Source organism: Alicyclobacillus macrosporangiidus CPP55, from assembly GCF_000702485.1.
Classification (GTDB): Bacteria; Bacillota; Bacilli; order Alicyclobacillales; family Alicyclobacillaceae; genus Alicyclobacillus_H; species Alicyclobacillus_H macrosporangiidus_B.
Genome location: NZ_JNIL01000001.1, coordinates 2824051 through 2843202, shown reverse-complemented (window position 1 = coordinate 2843202; position 19152 = coordinate 2824051). Strand labels below are relative to the sequence as shown.

Sequence of the window (19152 nt, the reverse complement as noted above, 5' to 3'; positions counted from 1 at the left end):
CTGATAACACTTGTTTGTTCATTATAAACTTTTGTTTACGATCCGCAAGAGACAAGGCGGTCCGACGGTCGGACATCCCGACGGTCGGCCGCCCCCTTCAGCGACCTCGCAGGCCGAACCTCACGGTACCGGTGTCCAGCTCCGGCCACCGTCCGTTGTTTTCAACACCACCGGCTTCTTGTCCATCGTCGTCCCGGCGATCCAGCCGTGCGCCGGATCCGTGAACGACAGGGCGATCCCGCTGAAAAAGTCGGGCGCCTGGCTGTCCGCCGTCTTCACCGGCTGCGTCTGCAGCGATTTGCCCCCGTCCGGGGTCGCCGTCATCAGCACGCTGTCGCCGAAACCACGCGGCTCCCAGCCGAGGAAGACCGCCCGGCCCCCGCCGAGGGCTTGCATCGGCCCCGGCTGCGCCCCGATGTTCGCCTTCGGCGGCAGATGAATGGACGGGTACAGGCTCTGGAAGTAACCCTCGTACGCCACCGGCGTAAAGTGGCTCCCATCGCCGCTGTGGTAGATCACATACGCCACCTGGCTCATCCCGGCGCCGCCGCCGTAGAACATCACCCAAACGTCATTGCCGGCGGCGACGAGGCGAGGTTGCCACACCCCGAGGTCATCCTCCTGCCCCAACTGGGCGGTGAACACCTTCGTCCAGTGGCGCCCCGCGTCGGTCGTCCGGTAGACCGACCGGCCCGCCGCCGCGTACGCCACCTCATCCGACACCGCGGCTACCTCCGTCACCGTGGCGCCCGCCGGCGACCGCTTCTGCAGGGCACCATTCATCGGATCGGAGACGTACACCGCCCCTCCCGCCGCCAGCCACACCCCCGCGTCCGGGAGTGCGGACAAGGAGGTGATGTGCCCCTGTCCCAGCCCAGGAACGTTGATCCGGGTGAAATACCGGCCGTCGGTACTGGCGAGCAGATAGGTGTACGTGTATGCCCACACGTTCACCCGACCGCCCGACTGCCCCCCCTGTGCCTTGTCCTGTGGCTGGCGCTTGGCGTCGATGCCGAGAATCGGATCCGGGCACACGTACACCCGCGCCCAGGTCCGCCCGCCATCGCGCGTGCGCAGGATCCCCGACTTGCCGGCCACAAAGCCCGTCGTCCCGTCGGCGAACGACACCGCGTCGAGCCCCTCCAGGTCCATGTCCGACAGCGGCATCTCGGCCGGTACCGCCACGCCGCCCGAGGGCCCGGCCGTCTCCCCCGGCCCGGACCCTCCCGCGGCCGGGGCGGCCGGAGCGGACGAGTTCACCGTCCCACCCGCGGTCCCGCCCCCCGCCTGTTCTGAAGGCAGGTTGCCAGACGCGCCATTGTCTGCGACGGCGGTCTGCCCCGCCGCCGCGTTGCCCTCTAGGTTGCCAGCCACGCTCCCGCCCGGGGCGTTCCCGGCGTTCGGGCTCAGCGAAGTTGCCCGCCCGCACCCGGCGAGCGCCGCCATCATCACCAGCCCCGTCAAGAGCGACATGGTCTTTTTCTTCATCCTGAACCGCCCCTTTCATCAGAGGAGACGAGGCGGCGACGGTTCAGGTGACAGTGTGCGGGCTCGTACCCACCTTCGGAGTGACCCCCACCTTCGGGCTCGTGCCCACCCGGCACCCCGCCCGCCCGCATAGGCTGGGTGGGAATCCGCCCAACGAAGGGGGTGTCTCGATGCAGATTCACGTCGTCCGCCGCGGCGAGACCCTGTGGACCCTGTCCCAGCGCTACCGCGTCAGCATGAACCAGATCGCCGCCGTAAATGAGCTGCCGGACCGGAACGTCCTCTTGGTCGGCCAGGCCCTCGTGATCCCCACACCCGAAGGCGTGTACTTCGTCGAGCCCGGGGATACTCTGACCGCCATCGCGCGCCGGTACGGCACCACCGCGGCGCAGCTTGCCGCCATCAACGCCATTTCTGATCCTTCCCTCATTTCTCCAGGTCAAGCCTTGCGCGTCCCGGCCCGGCCCCGGCCAACCATCGAGACCAACGGCTATCTGACCGACTTCGGTTCACGCGGCCAGCAGTTCCTGCGCCAGGTGGGCCCGTACCTGACCTACCTCAGCCCGTTCAGCTACCACGTCACCGCGACCGGCGGGCTGGAACCACCAGGAGAGGATCCGGTGTTGTCGATCGCGCGGGACGAGCGGATCGCGCCGATGATGGTGATCACCAACTGGCAGGGCAGGATGTTCAACTCCGACCTGGCCCACACGGTCCTCAACAACACCGCGGTCCAGGACACGCTCGTGCAGAACATCCTTGCCACGCTGCGCGCCAAAAGGTACATCGCCCTCAACATCGACTTCGAGTACATCTATCCGCAGGACCGCGAGCCGTACAACCGCTTCGTCGAGCGCATGAGCACCGTGCTGCACCAGAACGGGTACCTGCTGTCCACCGCGCTCGCGCCCAAGATCAGCGCCACGCAGACCGGGCGTCTGTACGAAGCGCATGACTACCCCGTGCACGGGCGCTTATGCGATTTCGTCGTCTTGATGACGTACGAGTGGGGCTGGATCGGCGGGCGGCCGTGGGCCATCGCGCCGATGAACGAGGTGGAACGGGTGCTCAACTACGCGACGTCCGTGATCCCGCGCAACAAGATCCTGATGGGCGTGCCCGTATATGCGTACGACTGGACCCTGCCCTGGCGCGAGGGCACGTTGGCCGAGACGTTCAGCCCGCAGGAAGCCCTGCGGCGGGCCGTGCAGCACCGGGTCCAGATCCAGTACCACCCCACCTATCAGGCCCCGTACTTCCATTACACGGACAATCAGGGGCGGCGGCACGAAGTGTGGTTCGAAGACGCCCGCAGCATCCAGGCGAAAATGGACACGGTCAAGCGCTACGGGTTGCGCGGTGTCAGCTACTGGGAGCTGCCTACCGACTTTCCGCAGAACTGGCTGGTCCTCGCTGACAACTTCCGCGTTCGAAAGCGCGTCTGAGACGTCTATCCTCGCGGCCCGGCGTATATACATGCTTCATCCGGCGACAAGGAGAGATGTTTGTGCCAGGCGGATGGGGATGCAGAACCCGCCGCGGGATGCTGGGGTGCCGGGCACGGCGGCAAGGTGGGATTTGGCTGGAAATCCGAGCGTGGCTGTGGATGTGGTTGGGGGTCTTCGCCTGTCTGGCCACGGCGTGGACCGGGCCTCCCGTGGAGGCCGCCGAGCGGCCGGTGCTCGGCGTGGGCAGCCACGGCGACGCCGTCCAAGACCTGCAGCAGGTTCTGGCACGCCTCGGCGAAACGCCCGGCCCTGCAGACGGTTGGTTCGGGCCCGCCACCCTGGCCGCCGTGCGCCGATTCCAATCGGAACACGGCCTGCTGGCAGACGGCTCGGTCGGACCACTCACCTGGGCCGCCCTCGCCGAGGCCGCCGGGACGAATGGATCCGACATGATGATTGGCGGTGCCAGCGATACCGGTGCGGACAGCCAAGGCGCGGCTGGCCCTGCTGGTGCCACGAACACGGGCGGCCAGGGTGGAGACGAGAAGGCCGTCATCCTCACTTTTGACGACGGTCCGAGCCCTTGCACCGCCCAGTTGATCGACACTCTGCGAGACGAGCACGTCCCCGCCGTATTCTTCTGGAACACCTACCACATCCAGTTCGCCACCGACGAGGTCAAACGGCGGCTGGCGGAAGATGACGACATTCAGATTGGGGATCACACGGTCGATCACGCGGATCTCATCCGTCTCGGCCACGACGCGCAGTACAGCGAGATCTTGGACGCCAAGAAGACCTTGGAGGAGGTCACCGGCCAGCCCGTGGTATACTTCCGCCCACCTTACGGTGACTACAACGCCGTGACCCGCCAAGTCCTGGCGGACACCGGGATGAAGATGGTCCTGTGGGATGTGGACACGCTGGATTGGAAGTACGGCAGCCAGGAGGCACCGATCCTGCGGATCCTTCGAGCGGAAGTGCATCCCGGCGCCATCGTCCTGATGCACGACCACCTGGCCACGCTCCACATGCTGCCAGACATCATCGACACGCTGCGATCCCTGGGCTACACGTTCACCAGCCTTCCATCGGCCCGGCCATCACCCAGGCCGGCCCGGTGGCACGCGATTTGAGCCGGCCCGCCCTGCGGCGCGCTCAACGACCAGGTCCATTCTTTGGCACGCCGAGTGAGCAGGCCGCACCCCCCTGTGATACAGTGGAACCAAATCCGAGCTATGGGGGGAGCGCTCGTGCAACTGCTCGGCATCCACCACCTGACCGCGGTCTCATCCCGGATCCGTGACAATTACCGCTTCTACACGCAGACCCTCGGCCTGCGCCTCGTCAAGCGCAGCGTCAACCAGGACGACGTCAGCGCCTATCACCTGTTTTACAGCGGCGATCGGCGCGGCACTCCCGGCAACGACCTCACCTTCTTCGATTGGGACCTGCCCCGCGAACGCCGCGGGACGCGCAGCATCACGCGCACGTTCCTGCGCGTGTATGGCCGCGATGCCTTGGATTGGTGGGCGGATTGGTTGAAGGAAAAGGGGGTGCCGCACGGCGGCGTGACGGAGTGGGACGGCCGGCCCGCCCTCCTCTTCGAAGACCCGGAGGGGCAGCGCCTGGCCCTGATCGACCAGACGGCCGCACCGGTGAAGGGCGCAGCGAGTGAACGGGCGCACGCCAGCGGAGGGAGTGGATCCCAGGCGGACGACCATCAGCCATGGGAGAAAAGCCCCGTGCCTGCGGCGTATCAGATCCGCGGCCAGGGCCCCATCCTCGTCAGCGTCCCGGTGCTGCGACGCACCGATCCGCTGCTCACCCAGGTCCTCGGGATGCGCCAGGTACGCCAGTACCGGCATCCTGAATCCCCGTCACACACGGTCTACGTCTACGAGATGGGAGACGGCGGCGCGCACGCCGAGCTGCATGTCACGGAACAGCCCGACCTGCCGCCCGTGGAGCCCGGGGCCGGCGGCGTGCACCACGTCGCGTTCCGCACCCCGGATCATCTGTACGACGAGTGGGCCCAGCGCCTGATGACCTTCCGCGTCCCCAACAGCGGCCCCGTGGACCGGTACTGGTTCCGCAGCCTGTACCTGCGCGAGCCCAACGGGGTGCTCTTCGAGATCGCCACCGACGGCCCCGGCTTCGCCGTCGACGAAGACCCGGACACCCTCGGCGAGAAGGTGGTGCTGCCGCCGTTTTTGGAGCCGCACCGCGACAAGATTATCGCCAACCTGAAACCGCTCTAACCGGTTGGGTGCGTCGCGCTACGCTTCTTGCGCTAAAGCGAGCCGCTTCGCGCGACGCACCCAACCTCTGGGGACTTCTGCCCAAAGAGATGGCGACGTTACGAAGGCTCTGCAAATGCGTTGCAGGCTGCCGAACCACCTACGCGGAAGGGAGGGGGCGGTGCCGCGGAACGATTCGCGACAGCGCTTAGTGACGCGGCACCGCCCCCTCCGAATTACTGCAGATACACGCGCTGCGCCTGCGGGTTGCCGGTGGAAGGATTTACGGAGATGCTCACCCAGCCCAGCACCACCGACCCCTTCGCTGCGGGCACCATGTTGTTGAAGGTGACCTGCAGCGGCGCACTGGCAGGCGCCTTCACCCACACCTGCGCCGGCCGCCAGGTGAGCTCCCGGTCGTCGAAGGCCGCCGCTGTCGTCCACGTGCTGCCGCCGTCGAGGCTGTACTGCAGGTCGCCCGCCGTGCTGGCGTAGGCGAACCAGCGTCCGTCGGGATCGACCGGCAGCTGCACCACGAGATCGCCGCCCTGCAGGCGGGCGGTCACCCCGTTGAAGAACCGGTACGTCTTCGTGATGGCCTCCTGCACCGCCGCGTCGGTCGGGTAGTAGGGCGTCCCGTCCGCCGTCTGGTCCCCCGCGAACGTCCACGCCCACTCGTCCTGCGGCGTGTACCGCACCTGCAGCACCCCGCCCGACACCGTCCCGCCCGCGCGCAGATTGCGCAGATTTTGCACAAAACGCGCCTCGTCGGCCTGCGTCAGGTATTGCCCGCCTGCGATCCCGTCGGTGAGCCCGACGAACTGCGCCCACGCGTCCAGGCTCCCGCCCGGCTGATAGCGGGCGTTGGTGATGCCGAGCTGGTTCCAGACCATCCGCTCCGCCGTATCGAGTGTCACCACGTCGCCCGTGCCGAAGTGGGTGGAAGAGAACGGGGAGATCAGGCCCCGCGAGACCGCTGTGGCGATGGCCGGCCAGCGTGGATCGGAGGCCGGGACGTCGTCATACGGACTCGTCGCAGGGGCCGAGACCGGCAGGCCGAGGGCCGAGACGAGGTCAGCCACGAGCGCTCCCTTCGACACGGTCCCCGGGATGTCTGACGCCTGCGGCGTGGTGTCGGGCGGCGACGCTGGGGCGGTGCCTCCGGACCCCGAACCGCCCGAGCCTGTACCGCTGGAACCGGTTCCGCCGGAGGACCCGCCCCCCGGACCGGTGGACGGCGTGGTCATGGTCCACGTCTGGCCATTCCAGGAGGATTGGATCCCCAAGCGATCGAAGACGCGCATCACGTACCAGACCGGGATGTACATGGTGGGCTGGTGAGACGCGGGATCGATATCGACGATGTCGTAGACGCGCTTTACGAGGGTGCCGTTGACGTAGATGGACACATTTCCGGTGCCGACGTCAATTTTGGACAAGTCGACCTTCATCCCGCTGGGCACGGTGATGCGCCAGTTGTGCCCGTCCCAGCTGCTCGTCACGTGCAGGCTGTCGAGCGCGCGCATGAGGTACCAGCCGGGGAAGTAAGCCGTGCCGTGGTCGGCGAACCCGACCGGCTGAGAAACGGTCTTGCCATTGAGGACAATCCGCTTCTGTTGCATCGCGTGCTGCGGCGCTTTGACCGCCGCGGCGGCCGGTGCCAGCGGGATCGCCGATGCGACAAGCGCCGTCGCCAGTCCCATCGCGGCCTTCCATGGACGTGGATTCATCGCGATCCCTCCCTCACGGTTGCAGTGCGAACTGCGCAGTCTGGTCGTACACGGCGCGCACCGCGGGATCGGGCGACTGCGCCGCGGTCACCAACAGCTTCGATCCCGCGTAATAGGCGTGCGACACAGCTCCGGCGAATCCATTCTGCTGCAGCTGCTGCAAGAAGGCCTGGTATTCCGCCTGCATGCCGGGGTCTTGGAGCACCCCGTCCGTGAGCTCCACCTCGATCCCGAGGCCGTCCCTGCGCGCCGCCTGCTCCGCCTCCGTAATGCGCCGGGCGTCGGCCGCTGTCCCCTGCTCGATGAAGTTGGACTGCAGCCACGCGGCTTCGAACCCCGCCTGGTTCCACACGTCCGTCCCCGGCGCGTCGTAGAACGGGATCCAGAAGAGCGGCCAGCCCTGGGCGTGCGCCGCCTGAGCCGCGCCGCCCACCAGGCGGGCTTCGGCGGGAGCGCCGGGATCGATCTGCTCGTTCTCCCAATACACCCCGACCAGGGTGAGATTCTGAAATCCCGCCCGGTTCCAGTCGGCCTGCAGGGTCTGCATATACCATTGCAGCGCCTGCATACGCGCGGACAGGGCGTTCGGGTCCTGAGCCGACCCGTCGAAGTTCAGGCTGACGCCGTTGGCCACTCCCCACACGCCGTCCCCGTAGACGGGATACGGCAGGGCGATGACGACCTTCTCCCGGTATCCGGGCGTGCCGAGGATCTGGTTGGCTTGTCCCACCGCCGCATCGAGCGCGGAGAGCTGTTGGCCAGGCCGGAAGAGGTCGTCGAGGTACGCCTGCCAGGCGCCCTGCGTGTCCTGCAGCGTGCTGTAGGGCAGGAACAGGACGCTATCAAACAGGTGCTGAGCGGGTGCGCCGTTCGGCGGTTGGTACATCACCATCGGCAGGAAGTCGGCGGTGCTCCAGGTGCCGGCGTCGCCGTGATCGCCCGTGTAGACGAGCAGCATGTTTCGGATCCCATGGCTCCGCGCGTCTGCCGGCGAGAGCGGTTGTTGCACCCCGGGCGATCCGCCGGTCTCCGGCGACAGGTTGGTGCTCCCGCCGCCGACCGTCGATCCGGTGATGGTCAGATGCCTCGCGAACACCCACACCTGCACCGGGAACGAGATGCGGAGCTGCTGGGTGCGCACGCCCTTGGCGTCGATGCGGAACGTGTAGGTGGTGCTCCGCTTGTCCGTGGGCGGAATGACCGGCCGCACGGTGCCCAACTCCACCCAGCTGCCGTTGACATTCGCCGAGAAGTCCACGTGGCTGGGATAGTAGATGCCAGAACGGGCGTTCTGCTCCATCTGAATGGAGATGGTCTGCAGGCTGTAGCTCTGAGGCAGGGTCAGGGTGATGTCTCGACCTCCCTGGCGCAGGAATCCCCGCCAACCATCGCCGCCCCACAGAGGAGCGTTGTACGTCTGCTCCATCTGCGAAAACGTGGCGTCGTACTGTCCCTGAACGTCTGTCGTGACAGTGGCCTGCGAAGTCAGATCCAGCGTAGTGGCCTGCGTATCCGCCCACACCGCCGCCCCGCACGGCCAGGTGGCGAGGCTCGCCGTCAAGGCGAACGAGGCCGCTCCGGCTATGACGTGTTTTCTCTCCATCCTGTCCTCCACGGTCTTCTCCGGGTGCACAGGCACCCGTCTCTGTGATGGGAATCGGTAGCGTGGATAGAAACGGTTGGCCCGCCTTCCGCTACGATACCATAGACACGATAGATAGACGAGAAAACAGGGAGATTTGTCACAGTCGCAGGTTCATGTTTTTGGATGGAAGAAAACGATCGGGAAAGGGATGTGCGGGTATATCCAGACGGTGGGAGATGCAGGCTGACAAGGGGGGAATGGGAATGAAGACCAAGGCCACCATGATTGGCATCGTGATCGCCGGCGTGTCGTTAATCGCCGTGTTCCTGTGGATGTTCCTCGGCCACCTGTGGCAGGGGCTCCCGCATCCAGAGCAGATGAACACGGTGCCCTCGCTTCCGGATTACAACCCGAAGCCATGAACCCCTGGACCTGAAGACGCGAAGGGCGGGCCCTGAGCCCGCCCTACCAGGCGACAGACTACCGTCACTTCAACCGGAACGTCGCAAACGGCGGGCCGTACACGAACGGCTGGCTGATGCGGTCGAGTTCCGCCAGCGTCGCCGCGTCCAGCTTGACCTCCAGGGCCTTGAGGTTCTCCGCCACCTGCTCCGGCCGGCTGGCCCCGGCGATCACCGTCGACACCGCCGGCCGCTGCAACAGCCAGGCGATGGACAGGACGCCCGGGGTGACGCCGAGATCGTTCGCGATCCGGGCGACCTGCCGCCCGAGCTCCAGCCGCTCCGGCGTCAGCCGGTTGGCGAAGCGCGGCTCCTTGTCCAGGCGCGACCCGCGCGGGACCACGTCGGGCGACGTGTACTTGCCCGTGAGAATGCCCCCTGCAAGCGGGAAGTACGGGATGAGGCCAATGCCCTGGTCCAGGCACAGGGGCACGAGTTCCTGCTCCACGGTCCGGTCCGCCAGCGAGTACGACGGCTGAACGGACACGAAGCGGGTCAGGTTCAGCCGCTCGCTGATCCCGAGGGCCTTCATCAGCTCCCAGGCGAAGTAGTTGGACGCCCCGATGTAGCGCACCTTCCCGGAGCGGACGAAGTCGTCCAGCGTGCGGAGGGTCTCCTCGAGGGGCGTGTCAGGATCGAACGTGTGGATCTGGTAGAGGTCGATGTAATCGGTGCCGAGTCGGCGCAGGCTCTGTTCCAATTCCCGCTGGAGATGCCTCCGGGACGATCCCGCGTCGAGCGGCCCATCCCCCGTCCTGCCGCCCGCCTTGGTGGCCAGGATCACCTCGTGCCGCCGGCCGCGGATGGCCTCCCCGATGATCTCCTCCGACCGGCCTCCGGTGTAGATGTTGGCGGTGTCGAGGAAGTGGATGCCGCCATCGAGCGCCTGGTGGATGATGCGGATAGAGGTCTCTTTGTCGGCGCGGCCGCCGAAGGCGTTGGTGCCGAGGCCCAGGACGGAGACCTTGAGGCCGCTTGCACCCAAGGATCGGTATTCCACGAGATTCACTCCTTCCTTTCCAACTGCCTCAATTGTACCGTACCCTTGGTCTATGCAGGAAAACGGCGAGGACGTTGCGAAATTATGGAATCGGCATCATCGTACATATCGGGAGGAGCAGCTTCGTGTCAAAACTCATCTATGGCAGTCTTGAATCTCTGGAACCTGTCAAACGAGTCCTCGAAGAGGCAGGAAAAGGGCTCAACGATGCAAGCAGATCCATCAAGACCAGTGACATTCCGGAGGTGCTGGGGGCAGCGGCTGGTGGAGCCGTTGGCGTTGCCGCAGGCTTGGGGATTCTTTACGGAGCCGGTACCGTGGGTTTCAGTGCCGCCGGAATCACCAGCGGACTGGCGGCGGCGGGCAGTGTCGTGGGCGGCGGCATGGTCGCTGGAATTTTTGTCACCGCCGCGCCCGTTGCTGTCCTGGCAGTCGGCGGATATGCAGTCGTTTCCCATCGCAGGAAGCGCAAACTCAAAGAAGCCAAGGAGGCCCTGTTACAGGAAGCCATCCGAAAGCAAAACGCGATTATCAATGAACTGAAATCGAAACTCGATCTCGCGGCCGAACGCATCGAATACCTCAATTCGCTGAACATCCTGCTGCAGGACATCATTAAGAACCTGCGATCCGACCTGAACCTGGAGCAACCGGCATGAGCCAGCGCGATCGAGATTACAAGTGGAATCCCGAGGAACAGCAGGCACTGGACGTATTGAAGTATCACTCCCAGTTGCTCGACTCCGCATCCAAGCAGACGGACAGGGTGTTGGACCGAGCACATCATGCGATCGCATCGACCGAATGGATGCTCAGGCAACTGGGCAAGCCTGTTCCGCGGCGCAGTGAAGCCAGTCGTGGGAAGCCCACGTCTCCCGTGGATGCCGCCTTGGCCCGCCCGACCCGTGGTGCCTCGATTCGCGAGGTGGAACGCGGTCAAAGTCCAGCCCTTCCCAGCTGGGAAGATCTAGTACGTGAGGCGAGTTCAGCCATCGACACCCCGGCCACGCTGGGAGATATCCTGTCAGATGCTGAGATCGTCGCTGTGGAAGAACGCATTGCCATGCTGCGCAACGAATTCAATGACATCCACCGCCTTGACGCCATCGACTGGTGCATCTGCGGCGTGGCCGGCGTGCTGGCAGCCCTTGTCGACATCTTCCTCATCCAGATGCCAAAGAACCCGGGCTTCCTGGGCGCGAAGGGTTCCGACGGGGGGCCGCTGTCGAACTGGATTCGGGACAAAATCAACAGTCACTTCTCTCCCGAAGAGATTCGGAAGTTGGAGACCGACTATTGGGTGCCCTACGACTCCGCCCATTCGGCCGGCCTCAAAATCCCTGTGGACGGTCTCAGCCCGAGCATGCATCGCTTTCAGTCGCTCGGCCACGATCCGATCCTCGGTTTTCTCTTTGGCGTCAAGGACATCCTGTGCGGGACGTTCACCGCGATCGACAAGAACGGGAACATCATCTCGCAAACGGTTTCCATGCGTCCCGACCTGGCAGGGTGTGACCTATTCACCGCAATCGCGCGCGTTTTCGGCCACCTCAAATCTGACGTGGCCACCCCCCGGGGATTGCCGGCGCCCCTCATGCCACTGCTCAACCTCATTCAGGTCGGGAACTTCGGCAAGGAGGGTTATTCGGTCGCGGATATCTCGCGGATCATGTATCGCAGCGGCTACGACTTCCGCCACTTCCTGGCCATGTCCGTGTCACCACTGATCATCGAGGTGCTGGTTCGCACAAGCTACTTTGTAAAGCGCCTGACCGAAGGGCATGGTGCGCTTGAGTCCTTGCCTATGAACCTGCCTGGCCAGCGCAAGCCGAAGCTGCAAACAATGCTGTTCACGGCCCATCTCATCGCGACGGCGGCCAATGCCGGCAAGCTGGCCATTACGAAGAACCCTTTGGCCATCAACTACCCCCAGTGGGTCGCGTTCGTCCGGTACCTCCTGCCGCAACTGAAGTGGGCCCTCCTCGACAAGGGCAACGAGCGGCATCAGTACGTGCAGCAGAGGATCGACGACGATTGGACCCGCCTGAATGAAGAGCTGTCGTCGGTATGGTCTTCGCTTAGCCTGCCACCGATGACGATCTGAGGTTCACCCTCCTGCCATGACGCAGGGGTGTTACGCCTCCGACGGCGCCGGCCGCGCCCCACGGCGGCTCGAGATCCGGATCTTGCCGAGGAACAACGAGCACACCACGCCGAGCAGGATGAACACCAGACCGAACCAGAACACGCTGTGCAGCGACTCGACGAGCGCGGACTTGAGCACCGGCACCAGGGTGTCCTTGAAGACCGCGGGCATCTGAACGAGCGCATTCGGGTTCAGCAGGGAGGAGTACAAGCCCTGCGCGTTGGTCGCGATCATCGACTTCAATTGCGCCACCATCGGGTTGGCGGGGATGCGTTGGAGCAGCGGATCGAGCTGGGCCGTGAGCAGCGCGCTCGATCGCGCGTTGAGCATCGCACCGAGGATGGTCATCCCGAACGTGCCGCCGATCTGCCGGAAGAACTGGCTCGAAGACGTGACCACGCCGAGCTCTGTCCTCGGAAAGCTCTCCTGCAGGGCGATGGTGAGCAGAGGCATCACCAGGCCCATCCCAATCCCGAGAATGATCATGCAGCCGGTGACCGCCAAGGTCTTGGTGTGCACGGTCAAGTTCGCGAGCAGGATGAAGCTCGCGGCCATGATGAGCATGCCGATGGTGGTCTGCGTGCGGACGCCGATCTTCGTGACCAACCGCCCGCCGACCATGCTGCCCGCCATCACGGTGAGCATCATCGGGGTCATGGCGGTGCCGGACGCCGACGGACTGATACCGATGATGCCCTGCAGGAACAGCGGGATGAACATGATGGATCCGAACATCCCGACGCTCATCAGGAAGCCGATGCCGTTGATCAGCACAAACGTCCGGTTGCGGAACAGCCGAAGCGGCAAAATGGGTTCCGCCGCGCGCGCCTCGATGAGGACGAAGGCGGTGAGCGATACCAGCGCGATCGCGAACAATCCGAGGATCTGCCAGGACGTCCACGGGTAGTCCTTGCCGCCGAACGTGAGTGCGAGCAGCAGGCTGACGACGCCGACCACCATGGTCACGATGCCGGGGATGTCAAACGTCACCCGCTCGCTGCGGCGGTGGCTGTGCAACCCCATGGAGATGAACACAATGGCGACGAGCGCGATGGGCAGGTTGATGTAAAACACCCACCGCCAGCTGAGCGCGTCGACGATCCACCCGCCGATCTGCGGACCGACGATGGACGAGAGCCCGAAGATGGCGCCGAACACCCCCTGCCACTTCGCGCGCTCGGCGCCCGTGAAGAGATCGCCGATGATGACCATGGCCATCGGCATCATGATGCCCCCGCCGATGCCCTGGAACCCGCGGAAGAAGATGAGCTGGTTCATGGTGTGGGCGGCACCGCACAACGCCGACCCGATCATGAAGATGGCCAGGCCAGTGACGTACACCACCCTGCGGCCGAGCAGGTCGGCCAGCTTTCCGGCGATGGGGACGACCGTGGTGGACGTGAGCATGTACGCCGTCGTCAGCCAGGCCATGTAGGCCAGGCCGCCCAGCTCGCCGACGATGCGTGGCATGGCCGTGCCGACGATGGTCTGATCGAGGGCTCCGAACAGCATGGCGATGATGAGCCCGGTGATGAGAATGCCACGGTGTTTGATGGACGCGTGCCCCGCTTCGTCCGCCTCGGCGGACGCCGAAGATGCGTCCGGACGGAATGCATCCGCGCCGCTGTTCGCCAGGTTTGCGCCTTCCGGATGGTTGGGACGGTTCATGTCTGGTTTCCCTCCACATGGGCACAGAATTGAGACGTGTGAAGCGGATAAGAGTTCGCACAGGGGTGGCTGGATACGGATGAGTGGATGGTTCGATGTGATGCTGTTGGTTTTATTGATAAATATTTTATCTACATTACCTTTTACTTCACACAGCTATTTATGCCATGCCGGAGCCACAATGTCAAGGATGAGAAAATAAAAAAACCGGCCGATCGGCCGGAAAACGCCCCTACACCACGCGGCGCAAGACGTGGTCCCCTTCGCACCGGAACTCGGCCGGCCGCCCGTCGACCACCGTCCGCAGGGTCACCGGACGCCCCCACAGTCGGTGCACCCGGGGCAGGGTGCGCTCGATGTAACGCACGTCCAATTCCTGCCCGTCGTAGGCGTGAGTGATGCACAGGCCCCCCATCCGCCCCAGATCGCCGTCCGTCACATACAGGACGGGGAAACCGCCATTGGTGCGCTGTTGCACCAACAGGTCGCGGATCTTTTCGTAATTCCGCTCCACGATCACCCACTCGATGCCGCGCCGCTCGAACAAGTACAGCTCACAGGCGTCCACGATGTCCTGGTTCAGATAGTTGCGCAGAAAGCTGGTGTCCGACTCGCACTCGCGCACCTCAAACATCTTCTCCCGGCCATACCGGCGCTCGATGTCCCGCCAGATGGCCAGTCCCACGTTGTACGGGTTGAGCGAGAACCGGTTCGGCTGCGTGACGTTCGCCGTCAGCTGCGCGAAGTCGATGGCGTCCTGCCCCGACAGATCCATCTCCCGCATCAGCTCGATATGCCAAAAGGTCGCCCAGCCTTCGTTCATGATCTTCGTCTCCAGCTGCGGCCAGAAGTACAGCATCTCCTCGCGCACGACGGCCACGATGTCGCGCTCCCAGTCCTCCAGGTGGCGGCTGTTCTCGAGGATAAAACCGAGCAGGTCCTTCTCCTGCAAGTTCCCGCCCTCGGTCGCGGAAGCCGCACCATCGCCGGTGCCGACTCCCCCGTTCGGGCCGGCACCGATCACCGCACCGAAACCGCCCACGGAGCCGGCGCCACCCACCGAAGGAGCGCCGCTGACGCCGCCGGCCCGCGGCAGCGACCCACCATCTCCCCCGGTCGATCCACCGGCCCCCGCCGGCCCCGTACCGCTCCCGATTTGCCACAGGTCGTCGTACGGCCCGCGCCGCCGGCCCGCCGCATCCACCGGCGCCTCCCCGACCGCTTGGCCCGCCTCCGCGTCCGCCTGCGGCCGCATCATTCGCCGGCGCGCGCGCATCGACGGGTCCACGTGCTCCTGGATGGACATCGCCGCGTCAATCACCTCTTCCACCCGGGCCACCCCGTACTTCTCCTCGTAGCGCCGGAACCGCTCCGCCGTCGCTGCCATGGTGTCGATCATATCGCGGTTCGTGTACCGGAACCGGGCATTGTTCTTGAAGAAGTCGCTGTGCCCGAGCACGTGCGCGACGATCATCTCGTTCTGCAGGACCGTGTTGTTTTCGAGAAAGAACGCGTAGCACGGGTCATTGTTGACCACCAGCTCGTAGATGCGCGACAGGCCCAGGTCGTAGTCGAGCTTGTGGCGGTGGTACTGCTTGCCGAAGCTCCAATGGCTGTAACGGGTCGGCATGCCGAAACCGGCGATGGTGTACACCACGTCCGCCGGGCAGATCTCGTAGCGCATGTCGAAAAAGTCGAGCCCCAGTTCGCGAGCACGCGATTCCATCCAGGCGATGGTCCGCTCAAACCGCGCATACTCCTCACGCTTCATATCTCATGCCCCCTCTCGCGACGCCGCCGCGTCGGCGCGGAAAAACGACCGCATGATCTTGAGCATGTCCCGCGGATGACCGGCTGTGGCCCAACGAAAGACAGCGGGATCGAGGCCGGCCACGTGCCGGGACAGGGCCGTCACCCGGTTATACGGGTTGATCTCCACATACCCCGTCATTGCCGACACGGCGCACAGGCCCTGCAGCACCTTCACCGCGCGCTCGTTGTCGGCCGGGTGGTTGTCGCCGTCCCCCACGTACAGCGGGTAGACGTTCCACAGCTCGGGGGGATAGTCGCGGCGGACGAGTTCAAGCGCCAGCTCGAACACCGTCGAGCAGACGGTGCCCCCGTTTTCGCGCGTGGTGTAAAAGGCCTCCTTGGTCGTCTCGTACGCCTCGGCGTGGTGCACCAGGTACCGGATCTCCACGTTCTGGTACTGGCGCCGCAGGAACTTCTCCGTCCAGAAGAAGAAGGTTCGCGCCATGTATTTCTCCGACATCCCCATGCTGCCCGACACGTCCATCATGGCGATCACGACGGCCCCCGAACCGGGCTGCTGAGTCTCCTCCCAGGTCTTGAACCGCAGGTCCTCCTTCGTGATGGTGAGCTTTTGTCCCGCCAGGCGGCTGCGCCGCAGCGCCTGGAGGAACGTCCGCTTGCGGTCGATGTTCGCCTGGATGCCGCGCGGCCGCACGTCGGTGAAATCCACCCCGTCCATCACCTGCCGGACGGGGGGCTTGTCCTTCAGGTTGGGCAGCCGCAGGTCCGCGAACAGCGCGTCCTCGATGTCCTCGATGGACACCTCCGCCTCGAGGATCTGCTCCCCCGGCTGATCGCCCGCGCCCGATGCGCCTGGGCCCGTCCCCTGGCCGCCCGGGCCGCCGGCCCCTGGCCCAACCCGCCGACGCGGCCGATGCTCTGGCCGGGCTTGCCCTCGCCTTGGCCGACGTGCTGTTGTTTGTTGTAATCAAAGCGGAAGTGCGGTTCGTCCAGCGTCGGCACCGGGATGCGGACGGTCCGCTTGCCGTCCGACAGGATGATGCCCTGGTCCGACACCAGATCCGCGAGATTCTCGCGAATGGCCTGCTTGATCTTCTCGCGGTGGCGCGCCTGCGCGCTCTGCCCGCGGCGGTCGAGCGACCAGTCGTCGTGGGTCACCACGCTCATCGCGCACGCCTCCCTCCAGCCCTCACCGGTTCAGCAGGCTGCCGACGTATTTCAGCACCTCGTTGGCGCACACCGGGCAGTAACCGTGCTTGTCCACCAACGTCGAGTGCACCTGGTTGATGCGTTTCAACTGATCCGGATCCGGCGTCTTGGTGTTGGTGGTGATCTTCACCACGTCCTTGAGGTCCGCGAACAGTTTCCGCTCGATGGCTTCCTTCAGGCGCTCGTGCGAATCGTAGCGGAACACCTTGCCGCGGCGCGCGTACGACGACATGCGGATGAGGATCTCCTCGCGGAACTCGGTCTTCGCGTTCTCGCTGACGCCGATCTGCTCTTCCACCGAGCGCATCAGGGTTTCATCGGGATCGACCTCTTCGTCGGTGATGGGGTCGCGCAGCTTCTGACGGTTGCAGTACGCCTCGACGTTGTCGAGGTAGTTGTTGAACAAGGTCTGCGCCGACTCCTCATAGGAGTAGACGAATGCCTTCTGCACTTCCTTTTTGACCACCTCGTCGTACTCCTGGCGCGCCATGGCGATGAAGTTGAGCAGCCGCTCCTTGTCGGCGGGGGTGATGCTGGCGTGCTGATCCAGCCCGTCCTTGAGTGAGCGCAGGATGTCGAGGGCGTTGATGCAGCGCGCGTCGCTCTTGACCAGCGCCGAGGAGATGCGGTTGATGACGTAGCGGGGATCGATCCCGCTCATCCCCTCCAGCGGGTGCTCGGCCTGCAGCTCCTTGACGTCGACCTCGTTGCCCTCCACGTCCTGCCCGTCGTACAGCTTCAGCTTCTTCATCAGGTCGGCCTTGGCCGACTCCTTGAGGCGCGACAGCACCGAGAAGATGGCGGCGGTGCGCAGGCCGTGCGGGGCGATGTGCACGTCGCGCAGATCGCTCTGCCGGATCAGCTTCTCGTAGATGCGCACCTCGTCACTGACGCGCAGGGTGTACGGGATGGGCATGACCACCATGCGCGAATGGAGGGCTTCGTTCTTCTTATTGGAGATGAAGGCCTGGTACTCGGTCTCGTTCGTATGGGCGATGACCAGCTCGTCCGCCGAGATGAGCGCGAACCGGCCGGCCTTGAAATTCCCCTCTTGGGTCAGGCTGAGCAGGTGGTAGAGGAACTTGCTGTCAATCTTCAACATCTCCTGCATCTCGAGGATGCCCCGGTTGGCCTTGTTGAGCTCCCCGTCAAACCGGAACGCCCGCGGGTCCGACTCCGATCCGTACTCGGCGATGGTCGAGAAGTCGACGCTTCCGGTCAGGTCGGCGATGTCCTGGGACTTCGGATCGGACGGGCTGAAGGTGCCGATGCCGATCCGCTTGGACTCGCTGAAGAGGATCCGCTCCACGGGCACGCGCAGGATGTCGCCGCCGAACTCCTCCTCCAGCCGGAGCTGGCAGACGGGGCACAGGTCCCCTTCGATGTGGACGTTCAGCTCCCGCTCCATCTCCGGCCGCAGCCGGTGCGGGATCAGGTGCAGCGGTTCCTCGTGCATCGGGCAACCCTTGATGCCGTATGCCGCCCCCCGGTCCGTCCGGCTGTACGCCTCCAGCCCGCGCTTGAGCAGCGTCACCAGCGACGACTTGCCGCCGCTGACCGGGCCCATCAACAAGAGGATGCGCTTGCGGACGTCCAGCCGCCGCGCCGCCGAGTGAAAATACTCTTCCACCAACCGCTCGAGCGGGATCTGCAACCCGTACAACTCGTCGTCGAAGAAGTGGTAGATCTTGTGTCCGTCCACCTCCTCCACGCCGGCCGACACAATCATGTCGTACACGCGCGCGTGCGCGGTATTGGCGATGTTCGGATTCTTCTCGACCAGCCCGAGATACTGCTCAAACGTCCCCTCCCAATGAAGGTCCTGCTCCTCCTGTTTGTACGCTCGCAACCGCGCCGCCAAACTCACCGCGATTCTCCTCCTTTGCAAAGCTTGGGATGGTTGTTCGTGTGGTGTCGAGGTGTGAGGGTCTGCCAGTGTCTACCTTCGCAACAAAGCTTCTCAAACAAAATCTGCTTTCACATTCAAGTGTCTCACCATAGCGGAGGATTAAACGTGGCGAGGCGGGTTTTTGTGAGGGGCAAGAGAGGCAGAGACGGAAGGGGGCCCGGGGCGCACAGTGCCGTCGCATACCGCTCCGTGAGCTCACGGTAAAAAACGTTTTTTGCTTATGGCGGCCCGGGGCGGAAACGATACCAACGGATTCGCATTTATCCGACTACGATTCGCAACCAATAGCAACTCTTTTGTATTCAATCCACCGCAGCCGATTCGCCCGATCCCCCGATAACCACATTTCACGCGTTTACTGATGCCGCCATCGGGATCGATAGCGAACATCGTGCAGTTAAGCGATCCCGAGGCCCCACTGTTAACATCCTTTTTGCACTTAGACCGCTACCAGGCGTCTGGCAGGCCACTGCAACGTCCGCGTCCAGCCACCCA

The 19152-nt window shown here is 64.6% G+C and carries 14 protein-coding genes and 1 pseudogene; 6 read left to right on the top strand and 9 right to left on the bottom strand.

Going from position 1 to position 19152, the window contains the following annotated elements:
* Positions 1-120 precede the first annotated feature (120 nt).
* Positions 121-1488, bottom strand: a complete 1368-nt coding sequence (locus N687_RS0114160) for a hypothetical protein (protein WP_029422472.1) — start codon at positions 1486-1488, stop codon at positions 121-123.
* A 170-nt stretch (positions 1489-1658) separates the two neighbouring features.
* Here N687_RS0114160 and N687_RS0114155 point away from each other — a divergent pair, with 170 nt between their 5' ends.
* From N687_RS0114155 to N687_RS0114145, 3 genes are all read left to right on the top strand, one after another.
* A complete protein-coding gene (locus N687_RS0114155) occupies positions 1659-2933 on the top strand; it encodes a LysM peptidoglycan-binding domain-containing protein (protein ID WP_029422471.1) in 1275 nt (424 codons plus the stop codon).
* A 62-nt stretch (positions 2934-2995) separates the two neighbouring features.
* The gene (locus N687_RS22345; protein WP_051663270.1) at positions 2996-4072 is read left to right on the top strand and encodes a polysaccharide deacetylase family protein; all 1077 of its coding nucleotides are present in this window, start codon (positions 2996-2998) and stop codon (positions 4070-4072) included.
* 117 nt (positions 4073-4189) lie between these two features.
* Positions 4190-5197 carry a ring-cleaving dioxygenase gene (locus N687_RS0114145; protein ID WP_197029291.1) on the top strand — a complete coding sequence of 336 codons (1008 nt, stop codon included), beginning with the start codon at positions 4190-4192 and terminating at the stop codon, positions 5195-5197.
* 215 nt (positions 5198-5412) lie between these two features.
* On the opposite strand, the gene N687_RS0114140 is transcribed toward N687_RS0114145, so the two are convergent.
* Positions 5413-6906, bottom strand: a complete 1494-nt coding sequence (locus N687_RS0114140) for an S-layer homology domain-containing protein (RefSeq protein ID WP_029422468.1) — start codon at positions 6904-6906, stop codon at positions 5413-5415.
* Positions 6907-6919: 13 nt separating this feature from the next.
* Positions 6920-8509, bottom strand: coding sequence for a DUF4855 domain-containing protein (locus tag N687_RS0114135; RefSeq protein ID WP_156040163.1), 1590 nt, complete (start codon positions 8507-8509; stop codon positions 6920-6922).
* A gap of 245 nt (positions 8510-8754) precedes the next feature.
* Here N687_RS0114135 and N687_RS24000 point away from each other — a divergent pair, with 245 nt between their 5' ends.
* Positions 8755-8913: a hypothetical protein gene (locus tag N687_RS24000; RefSeq protein WP_156040162.1), complete on the top strand. Its 159-nt coding sequence runs from the start codon at positions 8755-8757 to the stop codon at positions 8911-8913.
* A 64-nt stretch (positions 8914-8977) separates the two neighbouring features.
* Here N687_RS24000 and N687_RS0114125 read toward each other — a convergent pair whose 3' ends face one another.
* Positions 8978-9952 carry an aldo/keto reductase gene (locus N687_RS0114125; RefSeq protein WP_029422466.1) on the bottom strand — a complete coding sequence of 325 codons (975 nt, stop codon included), beginning with the start codon at positions 9950-9952 and terminating at the stop codon, positions 8978-8980.
* Positions 9953-10077: 125 nt separating this feature from the next.
* Here N687_RS0114125 and N687_RS0114120 point away from each other — a divergent pair, with 125 nt between their 5' ends.
* Positions 10078-10611: a hypothetical protein gene (locus N687_RS0114120; protein ID WP_156040161.1), complete on the top strand. Its 534-nt coding sequence runs from the start codon at positions 10078-10080 to the stop codon at positions 10609-10611.
* Positions 10608-12056 carry a hypothetical protein gene (locus N687_RS0114115; RefSeq protein ID WP_051663268.1) on the top strand — a complete coding sequence of 483 codons (1449 nt, stop codon included), beginning with the start codon at positions 10608-10610 and terminating at the stop codon, positions 12054-12056. The genes N687_RS0114120 and N687_RS0114115 overlap by 4 nt, the downstream gene beginning before the upstream one ends.
* 30 nt (positions 12057-12086) lie before the next feature.
* Here N687_RS0114115 and N687_RS0114110 read toward each other — a convergent pair whose 3' ends face one another.
* The 5 genes and pseudogenes from N687_RS0114110 to N687_RS0114095 form a co-directional block, all read right to left on the bottom strand.
* Positions 12087-13766, bottom strand: coding sequence for an MDR family MFS transporter (locus N687_RS0114110; RefSeq protein ID WP_081841411.1), 1680 nt, complete (start codon positions 13764-13766; stop codon positions 12087-12089).
* 232 nt (positions 13767-13998) lie between these two features.
* Positions 13999-15537, bottom strand: a complete 1539-nt coding sequence (locus N687_RS25185; protein ID WP_029422462.1) for a SpoVR family protein — start codon at positions 15535-15537, stop codon at positions 13999-14001.
* 3 nt (positions 15538-15540) lie between these two features.
* Positions 15541-16365: pseudogene (locus tag N687_RS25180) on the bottom strand (DUF444 family protein); the annotation flags it as partial.
* Positions 16284-16706 (bottom strand): DUF444 family protein, encoded by a 423-nt coding sequence (locus tag N687_RS23995; protein WP_051663266.1) that lies wholly within the window; start codon positions 16704-16706, stop codon positions 16284-16286. The pseudogene N687_RS25180 and the gene N687_RS23995, both read right to left, overlap by 82 nt.
* A 22-nt stretch (positions 16707-16728) precedes the next feature.
* Entirely contained in the window at positions 16729-18615 is a 1887-nt protein-coding gene (locus N687_RS0114095) for a PrkA family serine protein kinase (protein WP_029422461.1), read from the bottom strand.
* Between the last annotated feature and the right edge of the window lie 537 nt (positions 18616-19152).